Source organism: Dactylosporangium sp. CA-052675 (assembly GCF_050947935.1).
GTDB lineage: Bacteria > Actinomycetota > Actinomycetes > Mycobacteriales > Micromonosporaceae > Dactylosporangium.
In genome coordinates this window covers 8,120,051-8,137,615 of the sequence record NZ_CP192010.1, presented here as the reverse complement: position 1 = coordinate 8,137,615, position 17,565 = coordinate 8,120,051, and the positions used below count along the sequence as shown (strand labels likewise).

The 17,565-nt window shown below is 73.2% G+C and carries 17 protein-coding genes; 8 read left to right on the top strand and 9 right to left on the bottom strand.

Features of this window, described 5'->3' with window-relative positions; all coding sequences use genetic code 11:
• Positions 1–47 precede the first annotated feature (47 nt).
• Positions 48–1,040: a helix-turn-helix transcriptional regulator gene (locus ACQP1P_RS36035; RefSeq protein ID WP_433077986.1), complete on the top strand. Its 993-nt coding sequence runs from the start codon at positions 48–50 to the stop codon at positions 1,038–1,040.
• A gap of 309 nt (positions 1,041–1,349) precedes the next feature.
• Here the strand turns inward: ACQP1P_RS36035 and ACQP1P_RS36030 are convergent, their stop codons facing one another.
• The gene (locus tag ACQP1P_RS36030) at positions 1,350–1,913 is read right to left on the bottom strand and encodes an NADPH-dependent FMN reductase (RefSeq protein WP_433077984.1); all 564 of its coding nucleotides are present in this window, start codon (positions 1,911–1,913) and stop codon (positions 1,350–1,352) included.
• 107 nt (positions 1,914–2,020) lie between these two features.
• On the opposite strand from ACQP1P_RS36030, the gene ACQP1P_RS36025 reads away from it, so the two are divergent.
• The 3 genes from ACQP1P_RS36025 (at position 2,021) to der (ending at position 5,291) form a co-directional block, all read left to right on the top strand.
• The gene (locus tag ACQP1P_RS36025) at positions 2,021–2,599 is read left to right on the top strand and encodes a MarR family winged helix-turn-helix transcriptional regulator (RefSeq protein WP_433077982.1); all 579 of its coding nucleotides are present in this window, start codon (positions 2,021–2,023) and stop codon (positions 2,597–2,599) included.
• A gap of 489 nt (positions 2,600–3,088) precedes the next feature.
• Entirely contained in the window at positions 3,089–3,760 is a 672-nt protein-coding gene (gene cmk / locus ACQP1P_RS36020) for a (d)CMP kinase (RefSeq protein ID WP_433077980.1), read from the top strand.
• A 205-nt stretch (positions 3,761–3,965) separates the two neighbouring features.
• Positions 3,966–5,291 (top strand): ribosome biogenesis GTPase Der, encoded by a 1,326-nt coding sequence (der, locus tag ACQP1P_RS36015; RefSeq protein WP_433090237.1) that lies wholly within the window; start codon positions 3,966–3,968, stop codon positions 5,289–5,291.
• 40 nt (positions 5,292–5,331) lie between these two features.
• Here der and ACQP1P_RS36010 read toward each other — a convergent pair whose 3' ends face one another.
• The 8 genes from ACQP1P_RS36010 to ACQP1P_RS35975 form a co-directional block, all read right to left on the bottom strand.
• Positions 5,332–5,601 carry a hypothetical protein gene (locus tag ACQP1P_RS36010; protein WP_433077978.1) on the bottom strand — a complete coding sequence of 90 codons (270 nt, stop codon included), beginning with the start codon at positions 5,599–5,601 and terminating at the stop codon, positions 5,332–5,334.
• A 104-nt stretch (positions 5,602–5,705) separates the two neighbouring features.
• Positions 5,706–7,109 (bottom strand): ferredoxin reductase family protein, encoded by a 1,404-nt coding sequence (locus ACQP1P_RS36005; RefSeq protein WP_433077976.1) that lies wholly within the window; start codon positions 7,107–7,109, stop codon positions 5,706–5,708.
• On the bottom strand, positions 7,109–7,759 hold the full coding sequence (locus tag ACQP1P_RS36000; RefSeq protein ID WP_433090235.1) for a RibD family protein: 651 nt from the start codon (positions 7,757–7,759) through the stop codon (positions 7,109–7,111). The genes ACQP1P_RS36005 and ACQP1P_RS36000 overlap by 1 nt, the downstream gene beginning before the upstream one ends.
• 76 nt (positions 7,760–7,835) lie before the next feature.
• Complete coding sequence (locus ACQP1P_RS35995) at positions 7,836–8,468, bottom strand: GTP cyclohydrolase II (protein ID WP_433077974.1); 633 nt, start codon at positions 8,466–8,468, stop codon at positions 7,836–7,838.
• Between the two features lie 9 nt (positions 8,469–8,477).
• Positions 8,478–9,428, bottom strand: coding sequence for a lysylphosphatidylglycerol synthase transmembrane domain-containing protein (locus tag ACQP1P_RS35990; protein WP_433077972.1), 951 nt, complete (start codon positions 9,426–9,428; stop codon positions 8,478–8,480).
• 55 nt (positions 9,429–9,483) lie between these two features.
• Entirely contained in the window at positions 9,484–10,485 is a 1,002-nt protein-coding gene (locus ACQP1P_RS35985) for a glycosyltransferase family 4 protein (protein ID WP_433090233.1), read from the bottom strand.
• On the bottom strand, positions 10,485–10,883 hold the full coding sequence (locus ACQP1P_RS35980) for a 6-pyruvoyl trahydropterin synthase family protein (RefSeq protein ID WP_433077970.1): 399 nt from the start codon (positions 10,881–10,883) through the stop codon (positions 10,485–10,487). The genes ACQP1P_RS35985 and ACQP1P_RS35980 overlap by 1 nt, the downstream gene beginning before the upstream one ends.
• Before the next feature lie 15 nt (positions 10,884–10,898).
• Positions 10,899–11,864: a zinc-dependent alcohol dehydrogenase gene (locus tag ACQP1P_RS35975; protein WP_433077968.1), complete on the bottom strand. Its 966-nt coding sequence runs from the start codon at positions 11,862–11,864 to the stop codon at positions 10,899–10,901.
• Positions 11,865–11,968: 104 nt separating this feature from the next.
• Here ACQP1P_RS35975 and ACQP1P_RS35970 point away from each other — a divergent pair, with 104 nt between their 5' ends.
• The 4 genes from ACQP1P_RS35970 (at position 11,969) to dnaK (ending at position 17,563) form a co-directional block, all read left to right on the top strand.
• Positions 11,969–12,679: a CDP-alcohol phosphatidyltransferase family protein gene (locus tag ACQP1P_RS35970; protein WP_433077966.1), complete on the top strand. Its 711-nt coding sequence runs from the start codon at positions 11,969–11,971 to the stop codon at positions 12,677–12,679.
• Positions 12,679–14,346: a sulfatase-like hydrolase/transferase gene (locus ACQP1P_RS35965; RefSeq protein WP_433077964.1), complete on the top strand. Its 1,668-nt coding sequence runs from the start codon at positions 12,679–12,681 to the stop codon at positions 14,344–14,346. The genes ACQP1P_RS35970 and ACQP1P_RS35965 overlap by 1 nt, the downstream gene beginning before the upstream one ends.
• A 23-nt stretch (positions 14,347–14,369) precedes the next feature.
• Positions 14,370–15,623 (top strand): glycoside hydrolase family 3 N-terminal domain-containing protein, encoded by a 1,254-nt coding sequence (locus ACQP1P_RS35960; protein WP_433077962.1) that lies wholly within the window; start codon positions 14,370–14,372, stop codon positions 15,621–15,623.
• Between the two features lie 116 nt (positions 15,624–15,739).
• On the top strand, positions 15,740–17,563 hold the full coding sequence (gene dnaK / locus ACQP1P_RS35955) for a molecular chaperone DnaK (RefSeq protein WP_433077960.1): 1,824 nt from the start codon (positions 15,740–15,742) through the stop codon (positions 17,561–17,563).
• The last annotated feature ends 2 nt before the right edge of the window (positions 17,564–17,565 follow it).

The window sequence follows — 17,565 nt, the reverse complement described above, 5'->3', positions numbered from 1 at the left end:
CCGGGATGAGGACGGTCCCTGTCCTGTATGCGGGCAATACTGAGCCCATGCTCGAAACCTCGGCGCGACTGCTGGCGCTGCTGTCCCTGCTGCAGGCCCGCCGCGACTGGCCCGGCCGGACGCTCGCCGACCGGCTCGAGGTCAGCCCGCGCACGGTCCGCCGCGACGTGGACCGGCTGCGCGAGCTGGGCTACCCGGTGCAGGCGACGCGCGGCCCGGACGGCGGCTACCGGCTCGACGCCGGCTCCGAGCTGCCGCCGCTGCTGTTCGACGACGACCAGGCCGTGGCCGTGGCGGTCGCCCTGCAGACGGCGACGATGTCGGTGCAGGGCGTCGAGGAGGCGGCGCTGCGGGCCCTGGCCACGGTGCGCCAGGTGATGCCCGTGCGCCTGCGCCACCGCATCGACGCCCTGCAGGTGACGCGCGTGACGAAGACCTCCTGGCGCGAGGGTGACATCGACGCCGAGCACCTGCTCACGATCGGCGCGGCGGTCCGCGCCCGCGAGGTGCTGCGCTTCGACTACGAGGGCCGCCGCGAGCTGATCGAGGGCCCGGACGACCAGCGCCCGCCGCGCCGTACCGAGCCGCACCACCTGGTGACGTGGGGCGGGCGGTGGTACCTGATCGGGTGGGATCTCGACCGGGCGGACTGGCGCACGTACCGCGTCGACCGCATGACCCCGCGCACCCCCAACGGCCCCCGCTTCCGGCCGCGCGAGCTGCCGGCCGCGGACGTGGCCGACTTCGTGGCGGAGCGCTTCGAGCGCCAGGACCAGTACCCGTGCAAGGGCACGGCGATCCTGCACGTCACGGCCGCGGCGGCGAACGAGTGGATTCGCGGGCAGGCCCTGGTCGAGGACGCGGGCCCGGACCGCTGCCGGGTGACGGCGGGCTCGTGGTCGTGGACGGGGCTGGCCGCGTGGTTCGGCATGTTCGACAGGGACTTCGAGCTGGTGGGTCCCCCGGAGCTGGTCGAGGCGGGGGCGGCCCTGGCCGAGCGGTTCGCGTACGGCTCGGGCCGCACCAGCACGTCGTCCTAGCGCCTCCACCGGCTCGCCGCCGCGCGAGCCTCGCATCGCACCGGGTCGCACCCGACTTCTTGCCGCGGTGGGCCTCTTGCCGCACCAGCTCTTGCGCCGCGAGTCCGTGCCAGGTCGACCGTTCCTGCACCGAACCCTTTACTGCACCGACCCCTTTACTGCACCGACCCTTTGCCGTACCGGCTCTTCAGTGCAGCGGCTCTTCAGTGGACCGGCCATACTGCACCGGCCCTTACTGCACCGATCGGCCGGACCGGATATGTCGGGCGCTGGCGCGCCGCGACATATCCGACATTTCGTATATGCGCGCTAGGCGGCCTTGCGGACGGTTGCCAGGGCCTTGCCCCACGCGATCGTCTGGTCGAGGACCGTGGTGAGCGTGGACTCGTGCTGTGGGCCCGGCTTGAAGACCGAGAAGTTCTCGAAGTCGGTGAAGAGCGACAGCGCGACCTGGGCGCGTACGTCGGCGATCTGCAGCTCGCCCGCGATCAGGCGCAGGTGCTCGACGGCGCGGGTGCCGCCCGCGGAGCCGTAGCTCACGAAGCCGGCCGCCTTGTTGTTCCACTCGCCGTAGAGGAAGTCGATCGCGTTCTTCAGCGCGCCGCTGGTCGAGTGGTTGTACTCGGGCGTCACGAAGATGTAGGCGTCGAACTCGGCGATCTTGGCCGCCCACTGCTTGGTGTGCTCGTTGGCGTACTGCCCGAAGGACGGCGGCGCGGCCTCGTCCAGGTGCGGAAGGTTGTAGTCGAGCAGGTCGACCAGCTCGAACTCCGCGTCCGTGCGGCGGCTCGCGATGTCGTAGACCCACTTGGCCACGGCCTCGCCGTTACGGCCCGGACGCGTGCTGCCGAGGATGATTCCGACCTTGGTCACAGCGTGGTTCCTCTTTCTGCGCGGCGCCACCGGGGAAGGGTGACGTGTCACCGAGACGATAGCTCACGACAACGGTGATGTGTCACCCACGCCCGTAGACTTCCGGTGTGACCGATGCACGGTGGCTGGACGGGCGGGAGCAGCGGGCCTGGCGCGCGTACCTCGCCCTCAACGCCGAGGTCCAGCGCCGCACGGCCCGGCAGTTGCTGCGGGAGACGGGGCTCACGATCGCGGAGTACGCGGTGCTGGCGAGCCTGTCGGAGGCGCCGGGCGGGCGGCTGCGCGTGTTCCAGCTGCGCGTCGCGGCCGACTGGGAGAAGACGCGGCTCACGCACCAGATCACGCGGATGACGGCCCGGGGGTTGGTGGCCCGGGAGCCGTGCGCCGACGATCCGCGCGGGGCGTTCGTGGTGCTGACCGAGGCCGGCTGGGAGGCGGTGGCCGCGGCGGCGCCCCGGCACGTGGCGCACGTGCGGCACTGGTTCTTCGACGCGCTGGCGCCCGAGCAGGTGGACGCGCTGCTGGGCATCGCCGACTCGGTGCTGTCGCGCCTGCCCGAGGCCGACCGCACGATGGGCGAGCCGTGCACGCAGCGCCCCGAATGTTCGGACGAATCCGATATTTCGGAAATGTCGGAATGCTCGCTCAGGGAGAGCGAAGTGTCGGAATGCTCGCCCAGAGAGTGAAATGTCGGAATGCTCGTCGCGCGGCCTCAAACCGTCGGGCTCGCCACAGAAGGCCGGACTGCCGGGCTCGCCGCGCGGGGTCGAGGACGGGCTCTGTGATGCGGTGGAGCCGGGAGTTCCGCCGTGCGACGAGGCCGGTCGTTGAGCGTGCGGGTGACGCGTGCGTGATCCGGCGACGCTGAGGCCATCGGCAACAAGGTGCGCCGCTCGGCCTGGCCGCGACCGTCGCGCAGCAATGTGGTCCTCGGAACGAACTGGGCCTTCGACAAGAACAACGACCTGGGCCTTCGACAAGAACTCGGTCGCCGGCGACGTCACCGGGAACCGTCGGGAGGGCGGCGCGAGGGCGGGGTGGCCTTCCGGCAGCGGTGCGAGCGTGCGCTGTGCCATCCCGGGGAGACCGGATGTGACGGCGGCCTCCCGTGGGCGGGCGTCATCGGCGGGTCAAGTACTGTTTTGAAGGGCTTCATCGAGTCAGAGGAGACGGGCGTGCACGACGAGGGCCGGCAACTGGTGATTGCCGTCGACGGGCCGTCCGGCTCCGGCAAGTCCACCATCTCCCGTCGGGTCGCCCAGGCGCTCAACGCGCGCTACCTGGACACCGGCGCCATGTATCGCGCGGTGACGTACGCCGTGCTGCGCGACAACGTCGATCTCGGCGACGCCGACAAGATCGCCGCGGTCGCCGACGGTGTCGAGCTGGTCGTCGGCACGGACCCGGCGAGCCCGCACGTGAGCGTCGACGGCGTCGGTGTCGACCGGGAGATTCGCGGGCCGGAGGTCACCCGGGCGGTGTCGGCCGTCTCGGCGGTCCCGGCCGTGCGCGCCCGGCTCGTCGCCCAGCAGCGCGCGATCATCACCGAGTCCGCTCGGATCGTCGTCGAGGGGCGCGACATCGGCACGGTCGTGGCGCCCGACGCCGACCTCAAGGTCTACCTCACCGCCGACGCCGAGGAGCGCGCCCGCCGCCGCAGCAGCGAGAACGCGACCGACCGGGCCGCGACCGCCGCCGACCTCGCGCGGCGCGACCGGCTCGACTCGACCCGCGCCGCCGACCCGCTGCGCCAGGCCGACGACGCCGTGGTGCTCGACACCACCGCGCTCGGCATCGACGAGGTGGTCGACCGGCTGCGACGCATGCTCGACAAGGTGACGGCGTGAACGCAACGCCCGCGGACGTCTCCCGAGCCGGGATACGCCGGGCTCCAAGCTGCGCGGCCTGCGGGGGCGGGCCACGAGCCGCACGCGAACAGTCGGACCGAGCCGTGATGCGCGACAAGGACCGAGCCGGGATGCGCTGGAAGGTGACGGCGTGAACACAACGCCCGCGGACGTCTCCCGCGAGGCTCTCGACGAGAGCGACGAGATGGACATCGAGCTCAGCCTGCCCATCGTCGCCGTCGTCGGCCGCCCCAACGTCGGCAAGTCCACGCTGGTCAACCGGGTCCTCGGGCGCCGGCAGGCGGTCGTTGAGGACGTCGCCGGGGTGACCCGGGACCGGGTCGCGTACGACGCGGAGTGGACCGGCCGCAACTTCACGATCGTCGACACGGGCGGCTGGCTGCCCGACGCCCGCGAGCGGGCCAAGGCCATCGCGACGCAGGCCGAGATCGCCGCGCAGACCGCCGACGTGGTGCTCTTCGTCGTCGATGCCACGATCCCGCCGACCGCCGACGACGAGGCCGCGGTGCGGATGCTGCGCCGCAGCGCGAGCAAGGTGATCCTCGTCGCGAACAAGGTCGACAACGACCGGATCGAGGGCGAGATCGCCAGCCTGTGGGGTCTCGGGCTCGGCGAGCCGTTCCCGGTCTCGGCCCTGCACGGCCGCGGCTCCGGCGACCTGCTCGACAAGATCCTCGAGCACCTGCCCGCGGCCCGGCCGGTCGAGCCGCGCGAGGCCGGCCCGCGCCGCATCGCGCTCGTCGGGCGCCCCAACGTGGGCAAGTCCAGCCTGCTCAACAAGCTGGCCAAGGAGGAGCGCGCGGTCGTCGACTCGGTCGCGGGCACCACCGTCGACCCGGTGGACAGCCTCGTGGAGTTCGGCGGCGAGACCTGGCACCTCGTCGACACCGCCGGCCTGCGCAAGCGCGTCTCGCACGCGAGCGGCACCGAGTACTACGCGTCCCTGCGCACCAACGCGGCCATCGAGGCCGCCGAGGTCGCGATCGTGCTGCTCGACGCGAGCGAGGTCATCTCGGAGCAGGACCAGCGCATCATCACCATGGTGATCGAGGCCGGCCGGGCGCTCGTGATCGCGTTCAACAAGTGGGACCTGGTCGACGAGGACCGGCGCTACCAGCTCGGCAAGGAGATCGACCGCGAGCTGCGCCGCGTCCCGTGGGCCGTGCGCGTGAACGTCTCGGCGCTGACCGGGCGCGCGGTGGACAAGCTGGCGCCGGCCCTGCGCACCGCGCTGACCAACTGGGAGCGCCGGGTGCCGACGGGCCAGCTCAACCAGTGGCTCACCGCGCTTGTCCAGGCGACCCCGCACCCGGTGCGCGGCGGCCGTGCCCCGCGCGTGCTGTTCGCGACCCAGGCCGGCGTCTCCCCGCCCAAGTTCGTGCTGTTCACGACGGGCGCCCTGGACCCGGGCTACGTCCGCTTCGTCGAGCGCAAGCTGCGCGAGGAGTTCGACTTCACCGGCACGCCGATCCACATCACGGTGAAGCCGCGAAAGAAGAACAAGAAATAGAACAAGGAACAAGGCGGCGGCGGAAGCAGCAGCAGTAGCGTCAGGGGCGTTCGGTGTGGAGGCGATCGGCCAGCACCGTGAGCCGTTCGGCGTGGTGCTCGATGGCCCGGATCATCCGCCGGTCGTCGTCGCCGCTCACGCGGTCGCCGAGGATCTCCGCGTAGCCGCGGATCGGCGCCAGCCCGGAGCGCAGCACGAACGAGAGGTCCTCCGGCTCGGCGACCTCGGGCGCGGGGCGGTTGCGCCGGGGGAGCAGCGCCTCGGCGCCGGCGGCGAGCACCACCAGCACCACGAACACGGTGAGTCCCAAGGTGCGCTCCCTGTCGAAGTCCGGCCGGTTCCAGGGCTGACTTCGGCGTGCGCGGGGCATCCGTGAGCGCCGGGCACCGGACCGCACCCGGCTGACCCCCGAGATCAGTCGGCCAGGGCGAAGATCTCCGCGTGCATCTGGGTCTTGGGCACGCCCAGCTTGCGCAGCGACGCGAGGACCGTGTCCGTCATGGCCGTCGGCCCGCAGACGTACACGTCGCGCTGGCGGATGTCGGGCACCAGCGTGGTCAGGTGCTCCGGGCTCAACGGCGCCGGGTTCGTGTCCTTGGTGCGGCCCACGACGAGCATCAGCGTCGCACGTTTGGCGCGCGCGAGGTCGCGCAGCTCGCTCAGCAGCGTGGCGTCGGCCTCGGAGCGGACGCGGTACATGAGCACGATCGAGCCCTCGAGCACCTCCAGCAGCGACCGGATCGGGGTGATGCCGACCCCGCCCGCGATCAGCAGCGTCGAGGACTTCGTGCGGTGCTTGGCGGTGAACGCGCCGTAGGGGCCCTCGACGAAGACCCGGGTGCCGACGCGGAGCTTGCGCAGGCCCGCCGTGCCGTGCCCGACGGCCTTGGCGGTGAGCCGCAGGGTCCGGCCGTCCGGCGCCTGCGACAGCGAGAACGGGTTGACCTGCCACCAGCGGCCCGGGGTGAGGAAGCGCCACAACAGGAACTGCCCGGCCTCGGCCGGCATCCGGTCCAGACCCCGCCCGGTGACGTACACCGAGGTCACGTCGTCGGACTCGGCCACGACGGCGGACACGCGCAGGCCGTGGCGCAGGTTGCGCCACAGCGGCAGCGCCATGCGGCCGAGCACGAACAGCCCGATCGCGACCGTCCACAGGACCCACCAGTAGACCTTCGCCCACGTGGCCGGCTGGGAGATCGGGTTCTCGATGCTCTGGTGCACGATCGCGAACCCGACGACCGCATAGGTGCCCAGGTGGACGAGGTGCCACAGTTCGTACGGCAACCGCCGCCGCACCGCCCGGGTGGAGGCGAGCACGACGACGAACAGCAGGGTGCCCGAGACGACGCCGGCGAGGGTTCCGAGCGAGCCGAGCCACTTGTCCGCGAGGGTGCCGAACGGCCAGTGGTTGATGCGGGCGTACGCCCACGAAGCGAGCGTCGCGTGCACCACGATCGTCCAGGCGAGCCCGATGCCGACCCAGCGGTGCCAGGCGGTGAGCTGCCCGAGCCCGAGCCGCCGGTCCAGCCACGGCACCCGGGCCACGAGCACGAGCTGCAGCGCGAGCAGCACCGCGGCGTGCAGGCCGAGGAAGCGCCCGGCGGCGAGCATGGCGCTCGGCGCGCCGGTCGCGGTGAAGAACAGCGCCTCGACCACTGCCGCGTTGGCGAGCGCGACGGCGACGAGCACGAACGTCGCCCGCTGGGGCCCCGTCCCGCCGCGCGGCCGCCGGTGCCGCTGCACCCGCTCCGAGATGGCGGCCCGGGGGTCGTGCATCCGAATCGGGGCTTGCACACTGCTCGTGGGGGTGCTCATCAGGCCTCGAATCGGTCGGAAAGGGCGTAGCGCAGGAGTACCACGTCGTCCATCTGCCGCACGTCCACCACCGTGGCGCGGTGGCCCGGGTGCCACGGGAAGCGGCCGTCGCCGACGAACCGCGGGGCCCGCCCGTCGCCGACGAAGAACGGTGCGATCACGAGCTGCAGTTCGTCGACGAGCCCGGCGGTGAGGAACATCGTGTGGATCGTGCTGCCGCCCTCGACCAGCAGCCGCCCCACCCCGCGGGCGGCGAGGTCCTCGAGCACGAACGCGGGGTCGACGGGCTCGCCGCCGTCGACGACCTCGGCCCGCCCGCCGAGCCGGGACTGGTTGTGGTGGGCGGTCGCCGTCGCGCAGTACACGATCTTCTCGGTGTCGCCCTCGGTGAAGAAGCGCGAGCCGGGGTCGACGTCGCCGTGGCCGAGGATCGCGACCTTCGCCGGTGGCGGCAGCCCGTCGCCGGCCCGCCGCTCCCGGAGCTCGGCCGCGCGCACGAGCAGCCGCGGGTTGTCGCGGCGGATGGTGTTGGCCCCGACCAGGATCGCGTCGCAGCCGGCCCGCATCGCGTCGACCCGGTCGAGGTCCTCGCTGTTGGAGAGCACCAGCCGCTCGTCGGTCGCGTCGTCGAGGTACCCGTCCAGCGACATCGCGCAGCTCACCAGCACGTAGGGCCGCGCCCGTGAAGTCTGCACGGCCGCATTGTCCCAAGGGGCGAGCGTCGCCTCACCGAGCGGCGGCACGGCTCGCCTTTGCCGCGAGGTATCCCGCGTTGGCCGGGCTGAGGAACACCCCGGTCGGCACCGAGTCGGCCACCGTGATCCCGAGGCCGCCGAGCTGGTCGGCCTTGTCGGGGTTGTTGGTCAGCAGCCGGATGCGGTCCACGCCGAGCGCGTCGAGCATCTGGGCGGCCGCGGAGTAGTCCCGCTCGTCCTCGGCGTGCCCGAGCGCGATGTTGGCCTCGAAGGTGTCCAGGCCGGTGTCCTGCAGCGCGTACGCGTCGAGCTTCGAGTACAGCCCGATGCCCCGTCCCTCCTGCCGCAGGTACAGCAGAAAGCCCCCGGCCTCGGAGATCCGCTCGATCGCCTCGCGCAGCTGCGGCCCGCAGTCGCAGCGCTCACTGCCGAAGATGTCCCCGGTCAGGCACTCGCTGTGCAGGCGGACCAGCGGCGCGGCGCCCCCGTCGCCGCTGCGGCGCAGCGCGCCGGCCCAGTCGCCGAGGCCGAAGGCGACGTGCTCGCGGCCGTCGACCAGGCCGTGGAACGTGAACAGGCGGGCGGTGGTGGAGTACCCGTCGAGGAGCCGCAGCGGCACGGTCACCTGCGTGCGCATGGTTGCCCCAGGCAGTGTTTCGAACATCCCTCTCCTTCAGCTGGCCACGGTGCGTCGGCGGAACAGCAGGACCGCGACGCCGGGAAGGCTCGACACCAGCACCAGTACCCCATAGACGGTCGCCGTCGCGACGCCTTGCGCGGCGGTCAGGCCGGCGGCGGCGAACGCCCAGGCGGCGACGCCCTCCCGCGGCCCGAATCCGCCGATGTTCGCGGGCACCCCCATCGCCAGCAGCGCCAGCAGCGTCAGCGGCAGCAGCTGCCCGGCCGGCGCGGTCAGGCCGGCGGTGCGCGCGGCGACGATGAAGGTGATCAGATGACCGGCGACCGCGACGGCGGAGAAGAACACGACCCCGGGCCAGATCCGCCGGGCGAGCAGCACCTGGCGGACGTCGGCCCGGGCCGTGCGCACGGCCCGGCGCCACCACTGCGGCCCGCGCCGGCCGGCGACGAGCGCGAGCACGACCACGACCAGCGCGAACGCGGCCGCGACGGCGGCGATCCGGGGCATCAGCGGGCGCACCGGCGAGGGCAGCGCCCAGAGCAGCCCGGCGGCGAGGGTGAGCTGGACGACCTGGCCGGCGGTGCGCTCCCACACGACGGCGCGGATGCCGCGGCCCACGTCGCCGTCCTCGCGCCCGTGGCCGACGGCCCGGTCGACGTCGCCGAGCACCCCGCCCGGCAGCGTGGAGTTGATGAGCACGGCCCGGTACAGCTCCGCGACCGCCGTGGGCAGGGGCAGCCGCAGGCCGAGCCCGCGGGCGACGAGCCGCCAGCGCCAGGCGCACGCGACGATCGTCGCCGCCCCTACGCCGACCGCGGCGACGATCGCCCACGCGTCGATCAGGCGCAGCCCGGCGAGGAAGGGGCCGCTGCCGACCCGCCAGACGAGCACCGCGAGCACCGCGAGGCCGGCCAGGGTCCGCACGAGCCCCCAGTTGATCGCCCGGCGACCCGTCGTGGGTCCGGCGACGGCGGCGTTGGCCATGGGGGCTCCCTTCCGGACGATCTCTCTTGTCATACGCCGCCCGGACCGATCGGGTTCAGTCCACCGCCGCGTGTCGCAAAACCGCCTCGATCGCGCGGGCGGTGTCGTCCCACCCGGTGAGCGTGGCCCGGCGGGCGAGCGCGGCGGTTCGCAGCCGCTCGCGCAGCGCCGCGTCGTCGAACCAGTTCCGCAGGGCGCCGGCCAGGGCGCCGGGATCGCCGGGCGGCACCAGCCAGCCGGGCGGCGCGGCGGCCCCGATCGCGTCCGGCAGCCCCTGCGCGGTCGTGGCCAGGACGGGCACCCCGCGGGCGAGGGCCTCGGCGGCGACCATGCCGTAGGTCTCGCCCCGCGACGGGTGCACCAGCAGGTCCGCGGCCGCGTACAGGCCGCCGACGGCGCGCGGGCCGGCCAGCTCGATGCGGGAGCCGAGACCGAGCGCGTCGATGCGCTCGCGCAGCGTGGCGACGAAGCCCGCGTGGTGGTCGAGCGAGCCGGCGCATACGCACGTCCAGGGCCGGTCGGCGACCCGCGCGAGGGCCTCGACCAGCACGTCGTGGCCCTTGTGGGCGCCGACCACGGCGACGCACAGCAGCGACCCGGCGCCGCCCGAACCCTCCGCGAGCGGTGCGGGATCGACGCCCGGGGTCGCCACATGCACGTCGGCGGGGCTCAGGCCGTACAGCTCGATGAGCCGGCGACGGGTCCAGCCGCTGGTCGCGATGACCCCGCTCGCCGCGCGCAGCGCCCGGGCCTCGGACGCTCGCAGATCGTCGAAGGGCATGTGGACCAGCACGACCAGCCGCAGCCGGGCCGTGTGCGCCTCCAGCACCGCAGGCGCGCACGACGCGACCAGGCCGTCGATCAGCACCGCGGAGCCGTCCGGAATCCCGGCCAGCAGGGTGCCGAGCGCCGCGAGCTCCGCGGCGCTCGGCTGCGGCCACGCACCGAAGGCCGGCCGTTCCAGGACGGTCAGCCGGTCGCAGATCTCGCGGTCGTACCGGTTGCCGCCGCTCGGCGAGCCGGGGTCGTCGATGTCGTTGGGCAGGACGGCGAAGATCACAGATCGCGCTCGTACGTGGCCCAGGCGACGTGGGACTCGCGCAGGGTCACGCTCAGCCGCTCCAGCCCGGCCCCGCCCGCCCCCAGCGCCCCGGCGGCGACCCGCTCGGCCAGCCGGTCGGCGACCACCGCGGCGAGCATCTCGGTCGACGTGTTGACTCCGCTGAAGTCCGGCTCGTCGTCGAGGTTGCGGTAGTTGAACGCGGCCAGGACGTCCTTGAGCTCCTGCGCCGCCAGCCCGATGTCCACCACCAGGTTGTCGGCGTCGAGCCGCCGGCGGAAGAAGGTCACGTCCACGACGTAGGTCGCGCCGTGCAGACGCTGGGCGGGGCCGAAGACCTCGCCGCGGAAGCTGTGGGCGATCATCATGTGGTCACGGACGGTGAGGCTGTACACGCGGCATGCTCCTGTTCAGTAGGTGATCACGTGGGCGAGGGCCGGCAGCGTCCCGTCGGCGAGCCGGGGCAGCACCGCCGGCAGCTCGGCGAACGGGGACTCGCCGGTGATGAGGGCGTCGAAGGCGGGGTCGCGCAGCAGGCGCAGCGCCAGGGCCATCCGGTCGGCGTAGGTGCGGGTGGCGGCCCGGGCCGGCGAGACGGTGCCGACCTGGCTGCTGCGGATCGTGAGGCGGCCCGAGTGGAACGCCCCGCCCAGCGCGAGCGTGACCGGGCGGTCGCCGTACCAGCTCAGCTCCACCACCGTCCCCTCGGCGGCCAGCAGCCCGAGCGCCGTCTGCAGCCCCCGCTCGGACGCGCTCGCGTGGATGACGAGGTCGCGGCCCCCGGATGCCTCGTCCGGGCCGACGAACGCGACCCCGAGCGCGTCCGCGACGGCCCGGCGGGACGGGTCGGTGTCTACCAGCTCGACCTCGGCCCCGGGCAGGCGGGCCAGCAGCGCGGCGACGCTGCAGCCGACCATGCCCGCGCCGACCACGCTGACCCGGTCGCCGATCAGCGGGGCCGCGTCCCACAGCGCGTTCACGGCCGTCTCCACGGTGCCGGCGAGCACGGCCCGGCGCGGGGGCACCCCCTCGGGCAGCGGCACCACCGACGCGCGCGGCACCACGTACTGGGTCTGGTGCGGGTACAGGCAGAACACCGCCCGGCCGCGCAGGTCCGCCGGGCCCGCCTCGACCACGCCGACGTTGAGGTAGCCGTACTTCACCGGGAACGCGAAGCCGCCCTCCTGGAACGGTGCGCGCATGGCCTCGTGCTGGTCCGGCGGCACCCGCCCGGCGAACACGAGGGTCTCGGTGCCGCGGCTCACGCCGGAGTACAGCGTCCGGACCAGCACCTCGTCCTCGCCCGGCGCGGGCACCTCGACCGGGCGGATCTCGCCCCCCGACTCGGTGGTCCAGAACGCGTACGCCACTGGCATGCGAAAACTCCCTGGAATCGTGCAGATCGAACCGTCACGCCCGAATGCGCGTATGCACTGTCGGGTCCATGGTCAGCAAGCACAGCCTCGTACACGGAGCGACGATGCCGAAGGTTCGAACCGGTCCGGTCATTGGACTGATCTTCCATGTTGCCGTGCTCGGCGTCCTGTCGGGGACGGTCGGGCTGGGCACGGCGGGCTGGGCGGTCGGTCTCGCCAGCGGCCTGGTCGTCTCGATCGCGCTCGAAACGGGCCTGCAGCGCTGCGGGGCCGAGTCCTTCGGCGCCGCGAACTGGGTGACGCTGACCCGGGCCGGGCTCGCCGGGGGCGTGGCCGCGCTCACCGCCGACTCCTTCACGCGGCCGGTGTCGGTGCCGGTGCTGTGCGTGCTGACCGCCGTCGCCCTCGCCCTGGACGCCGTGGACGGCAACGTCGCCCGGCGCACCGGCGGGGTCACGCCGCTCGGCGCGCGCTTCGACATGGAGACCGACGCCTGGCTGATCCTCGTGCTCAGCGCGTTCGTGGCCGAGTCCGTCGGGCCGTGGGTGCTCGCGATCGGGGCGATGCGCTACGTGATCGGGGTCGCCACGTGGCTCGTGCCCTGGCTGCGCGGGCCGGTTCCGCCCCGCTACTGGCGCAAGGTGGTCGCCGCGATGCAGGGCGTGACCCTCGCCGTCGCCGCGTCCGGGCTCCTGCCGCCCGCGGTCACGACCACCGTCGTGGCCATCTCGCTGCTGTTCCTCGTCGAGTCGTTCGGCTCCGAGGTGCTGTGGCGCCGGCGCCGGCAGTCGCTGCGGATCGCGGTGTCATCCTGATGTCCGTGCTGGCACCCGACGTCGAGACCCCCGCGCCGCCGTCGCCCCCGCCGCGGCGCTCCCGGCTGCGCACCGCCCTGGTGTGGGCCGGCACGCTGCTCGGGGCCGCGGTGGTGCTGTTCACGCTGGTCACGCCGGATCGGCTCACGCAGTACACCCTCGGGGCGTTCCTGCGCATCCCGATCGAGGGCCTGCTGCTCGTCGCGCTGTTCCTCGCCGTGCGCGGCCGGGCCCGCACCGTGGTGCTCTGGGCGGCCGGGATCGCCCTCGGCGCGCTGTTCATCGTCCGGCTGTTCAACCTCGGCTTCTACACCGCGCTGTCGCGCCCGTTCGACCCGGTGCTCGACTGGGTGCTGCTCGACCCGGCGTACGGCCTGGTCAGGTCCTCGCTCGGGCAACCGGCCGCGATCGTGATCACGGTCGTCCTGGGCCTGGTCGTGCTCAGCGTGCCGGTGGTGATGACGCTCACGCTGCGCCGCCTCGCCCGCCTCGCCGTCCGCCACCAGGTGGCCACCACCCGCGGCACCGCGATCCTGGCCGCGGCCTGGGCGGTGTTCGCGGTCTTCGACGTGCAGGCCGCGAGCGGGGTCCCGGTCGCCTCCGACGGGGCCGTCGGCGCGCTCGGGACCCAGGTCTCGCTCGTGCGGCGCGACCTCGACGACGGCGAGAAGTTCGGCCGGCAGGCCCAGATCGACGCGTTCCGCGACGTGCCCGGCTCGCAGCTGCTCACCGCGCTGCGCGGCAAGGACGTGCTGCTCACGTTCGTGGAGAGCTACGGGCGCGACGCGGTGCAGAACCCGCAGTACGCGCCCCAGGTCAACGCGGTGCTCGACGACGGCACGACGCGGCTGGCGGCGAAGGGCTTCCAGGCCCGCTCGGCGTTCCTGACCTCCCCGATCACCGGCGGCGGCAGCTGGATGGCGCACGAGACGCTGCTGTCGGGGCTGTGGGTCGACAACAACCAGCGCAGCTCGTCGCTGCTGGCCGGCGACCGCTTCACGCTCAACGCCGCGTTCCGCCGGGGCGGCTGGCACGTCGGCGGGATCATGCCGGCCAACGACCGCGACTGGCCCGAGGGCAGGTTCTTCCAGTACCACGACCTCTACGACTCGCGGAACATGGGCTACAAGGGCCCGAAGTTCAGCTACGTGCCCGTGCCCGACCAGTTCACGCTCGCGGCCTACCAGCGCCTGCTGCGGGCGCCGGGCCACCCGCCGACCTTCACGGAGATCCCGCTCGTCTCCAGCCACGCGCCCTGGACGCCGATTCCGCAGCTGGTCGGCTGGGACCAGGTCGGCGACGGTACCGTCTACCGCTCGATGAGCACCGAGGGCGACCCGCCGGACTCCGTGATCCGCACCTCGGAGAAGATCCGCACGGCCTACCGCAACTCGATCGTGTACTCGCTGAGCTCGCTGATCTCCTACGTGGAGACGTACGGCGACGACAACCTCGTGGTCGTCTTCCTCGGCGACCACCAGCCGTCGCCGGTCATCGTCGGGGACACCGCGAGCCACGACGTGCCGATCACGATCGTCGCCCGCGACCCCGCCGTGCTCGCGAAGATCTCGGGCTGGGGCTGGCCGGACGGCCTGCGGCCCGCGGACGGCGCGCCCGTGTGGCGAATGGACCAGTTCCGCGACAAGTTCCTGACCGCCTACCGCTGACGGCCCTTGCGTATCCTCGACGGATGTCGAGAGGAACGCGCCGGATCGCCGAGCGGGGGCGGATCGGGCCGTTCCCGGTGTGGGCGGTCATCGCGGTGGCCGTGGTGGTGCTGGTCGGGGCCGGAGTCGCCTTCGCGGTGTCCGGGGGCGGCGACTCCCCGTCGCCGGGGGCGGTGGCGTCCGAGGGCGGCTCGGCGCGTGCGAGCGCCGCGGCGCCGGCGTCGTCCGCCGCCGCGGGGTGCGCCGAGTCGGTGGTCGCCAAGCTGCCGCTCGAACTGCAGGCGGCCCAGCTGCTCATGATCGGCACGCCGCTGAGCTCGCCGCTCGGGGCGACGCAGACGCTGCGGCAGTACAAGCTGGGCGGTATCTTCCTCGCCGGGCGCTCCTCGGCCTCGGCGGCCACGCTGCGCCAGCAGATCGCCCAGCTCCAGGACGCGGCCCGGGCCGGCGGCGGGCTCGCGCTGCAGGTCGGCATCGACCAGGAGGGCGGTCAGGTCCAGACGCTCAAGGGCGACGACTTCCCGGCCATCCCGACCGCGGTCAGCCAGGGCCGGCTCGACGCCTCGACGCTCAACAGCCGCACCGCCGAGTGGGCCGGGCGGCTCAAGGGCATCGGGATCACGATCGACCTCGCGCCGGTCGCCGACGTGGTGCCCGCGGACGTGGGCAAGAGCAACCCGCCGATCGGGGGGTTCGAGCGGCAGTACGGCTCGACGGCCGGGCCCGTCGCCGAGGACGTGGCCACGGTGGTGACCGCGATCCAGGGCGCGGGCGTGCAGACCACGCTCAAGCACTTTCCCGGCCTCGGCCGCGTGCGCGTGAACACCGACACCTCGACGGGCGCGCGCGACGACCTGACGACCGCGGACGATTCGGCGCTGCAGCCGTTCGTGAGCGGCATCAAGGCGGGGTCGGCCGCGGTGATGATCTCCTCGGCGACGTACCCGAAGCTCGACTCGAAGAACGTCGCCGCGTTCTCGGCGCCGATCGTGACCGACCTGCTGCGGGGGAAGCTCGGCTTCGACGGGCTCGTGATGTCGGACGATCTCGGCGCGGCGGTCGCGGTGTCCTCGGTCCCGGTGGGGCAGCGGGCCGTGAAGTTCGTGCAGGCCGGCGGCGACATGCCGCTGAGTGTGCGCCTCTCCGACGCCGGGCCGATGACCGATGCGCTCGTCGCCGCGGCGAAGGCCGACCCGGCGTTCGCCCGGCGCGTGAGCGAGTCCGCGACCCGCGTGGTGCGCAGCAAGGTCCGCGCCGGGCTGGTGACCTGCGGCTAGGCCCGTCTCACCACCGGGCGCGGCCGGGGTCATCCGGTTCGCAGGACGCTCCGGCCGCGGGCCCGTGGCAACCCTGGATCCCGAAGACGTCACTCGCGTCGGAAGGACCGAATCCCATGGCCAGGGCAGTAGGCATCGACCTCGGGACGACCAACTCGGTGATCGCCGCGTTCGAGGGTGGGGCGCCGACCGTGATCCCCAACGCCGAGGGCAGCCGGACCACGCCGTCGGTGGTCGCGTACACGCCGGGCGGTGAGCGGCTCGTCGGTCACCTGGCGCGGCGCCAGGCGGCGCTGAACCCCGACGGCACCATCACCTCCGCGAAACGGTTCATCGGGCGGCGCTTCGACGAGATTCCGGAGGAGGCCGCGACCGTCACCTACACCGTCGTGTCCGGCCCCGAGGGGGCGGTCCGCTTCGACGTGCGCGGACGGCGGATCTCGCCGGAGGAGGTCTCCGCGCAGATCCTGCGCAAGCTCGCCGACGACGCCGCGAAGTACCTCGGCGAGAAGGTCACCGAGGCCGTGATCACGGTCCCCGCCTACTTCAACGACGCCCAGCGCCAGGCCACCAAGGACGCGGGCCGCATCGCCGGGCTCGAAGTCCTGCGCATCATCAACGAGCCGACCGCGGCGGCGCTCGCCTACGGCCTCGACAAGCAGGGCCACGAGACCGTCCTCGTCTTCGACCTCGGCGGCGGCACCTTCGACGTGAGCATCCTCGACGTCGGTGAGGGCGTGGTCGAGGTGCGCGCGACCGCCGGGGACACCCACCTCGGCGGCGACAACTTCGACCACCGCCTCGTCGACCACCTCGCCGAGGAGTTCCGCCGCGACGAGGGCATCGACCTGCGCCGCGACCCGCAGGCCCTGCAGCGGCTCATCGAGGCCGCCGAGCGGGCCAAGATCGAGCTGTCGACCGTGCCCCAGACCACGGTGAACCTGCCGTTCATCACCGCCGACGCGAACGGCCCCAAGCACCTCACGACGACCGTCACCCGGGCCGTGTTCGAGGAGCTCACCCACGACCTGCTGGAGCGCACCCTGGCCCCGGTCCGCCAGGCGATGAGCGACGCCAGGGTGGGCGAGGGCGACCTCGACGAGGTGATCCTCGTCGGCGGCGCGACCCGCATGCCGGCCGTGCAGGCCCTGGTCCGACGCCTCACCGGCGGCAAGGACCCGAACATGAGCGTCAACCCGGACGAGGTCGTCGCGCTCGGCGCCGCCATCCAGTCCGGGGTGCTCAAGGGCGACGTGCGCGATGTCGTCCTGCTCGACGTGACCCCGCTCTCGCTCGGCGTGGAGACCCTCGGCGGCCTCATGACCCGGGTGATCGAGCGCAACACGACCATCCCGACGCGGCGCACCGAGACGTTCACGACCGCCGAGGACAACCAGCCCGCGGTCGAGGTGGTGGTGCTGCAGGGCGAGCGGGAGCGGGCCTCCGACAACCGGGTGCTGGGCCGGCTGCGGCTGGAGCACATCCGCCCGGCCCCGCGCGGGGGGCCGCAGATCGAGGTGACGTACGACATCGACGCCAACGGCATCCTGCAGGTCTCGGCCCGGGACCGCGACACCGGCGGCGAGCAGCAGATCACCATCACCGAGAGCGGCACCCTGGACCAGGACGAGGTGGAGCGCATGGTGCGCGAGGCCGAGCGCTTCCGCGGCGAGGACGAGCGCACGCGCCGCTCGGTGGAGGCGCGCAACGACCTCGACGGGGCCGCCTACCAGGTGCGCCGCCTGCTGAGCGAGCGCGAGGTCCCCTCGCACGAACGCGAGCGGGCCCAGCTGCTGCTGCAGGAGGCCCGATCCGCCGGCGACGGCGACGTGCCACGGCTGACCGAGGACCTGCGGCAGTTGGTGTACGCGTACAGCGGCGGCCCCGCGACCTCCCCGGCCGCCGCGGACGAAGACGTCGTCGACGCCGAGTTCTCGTGAGC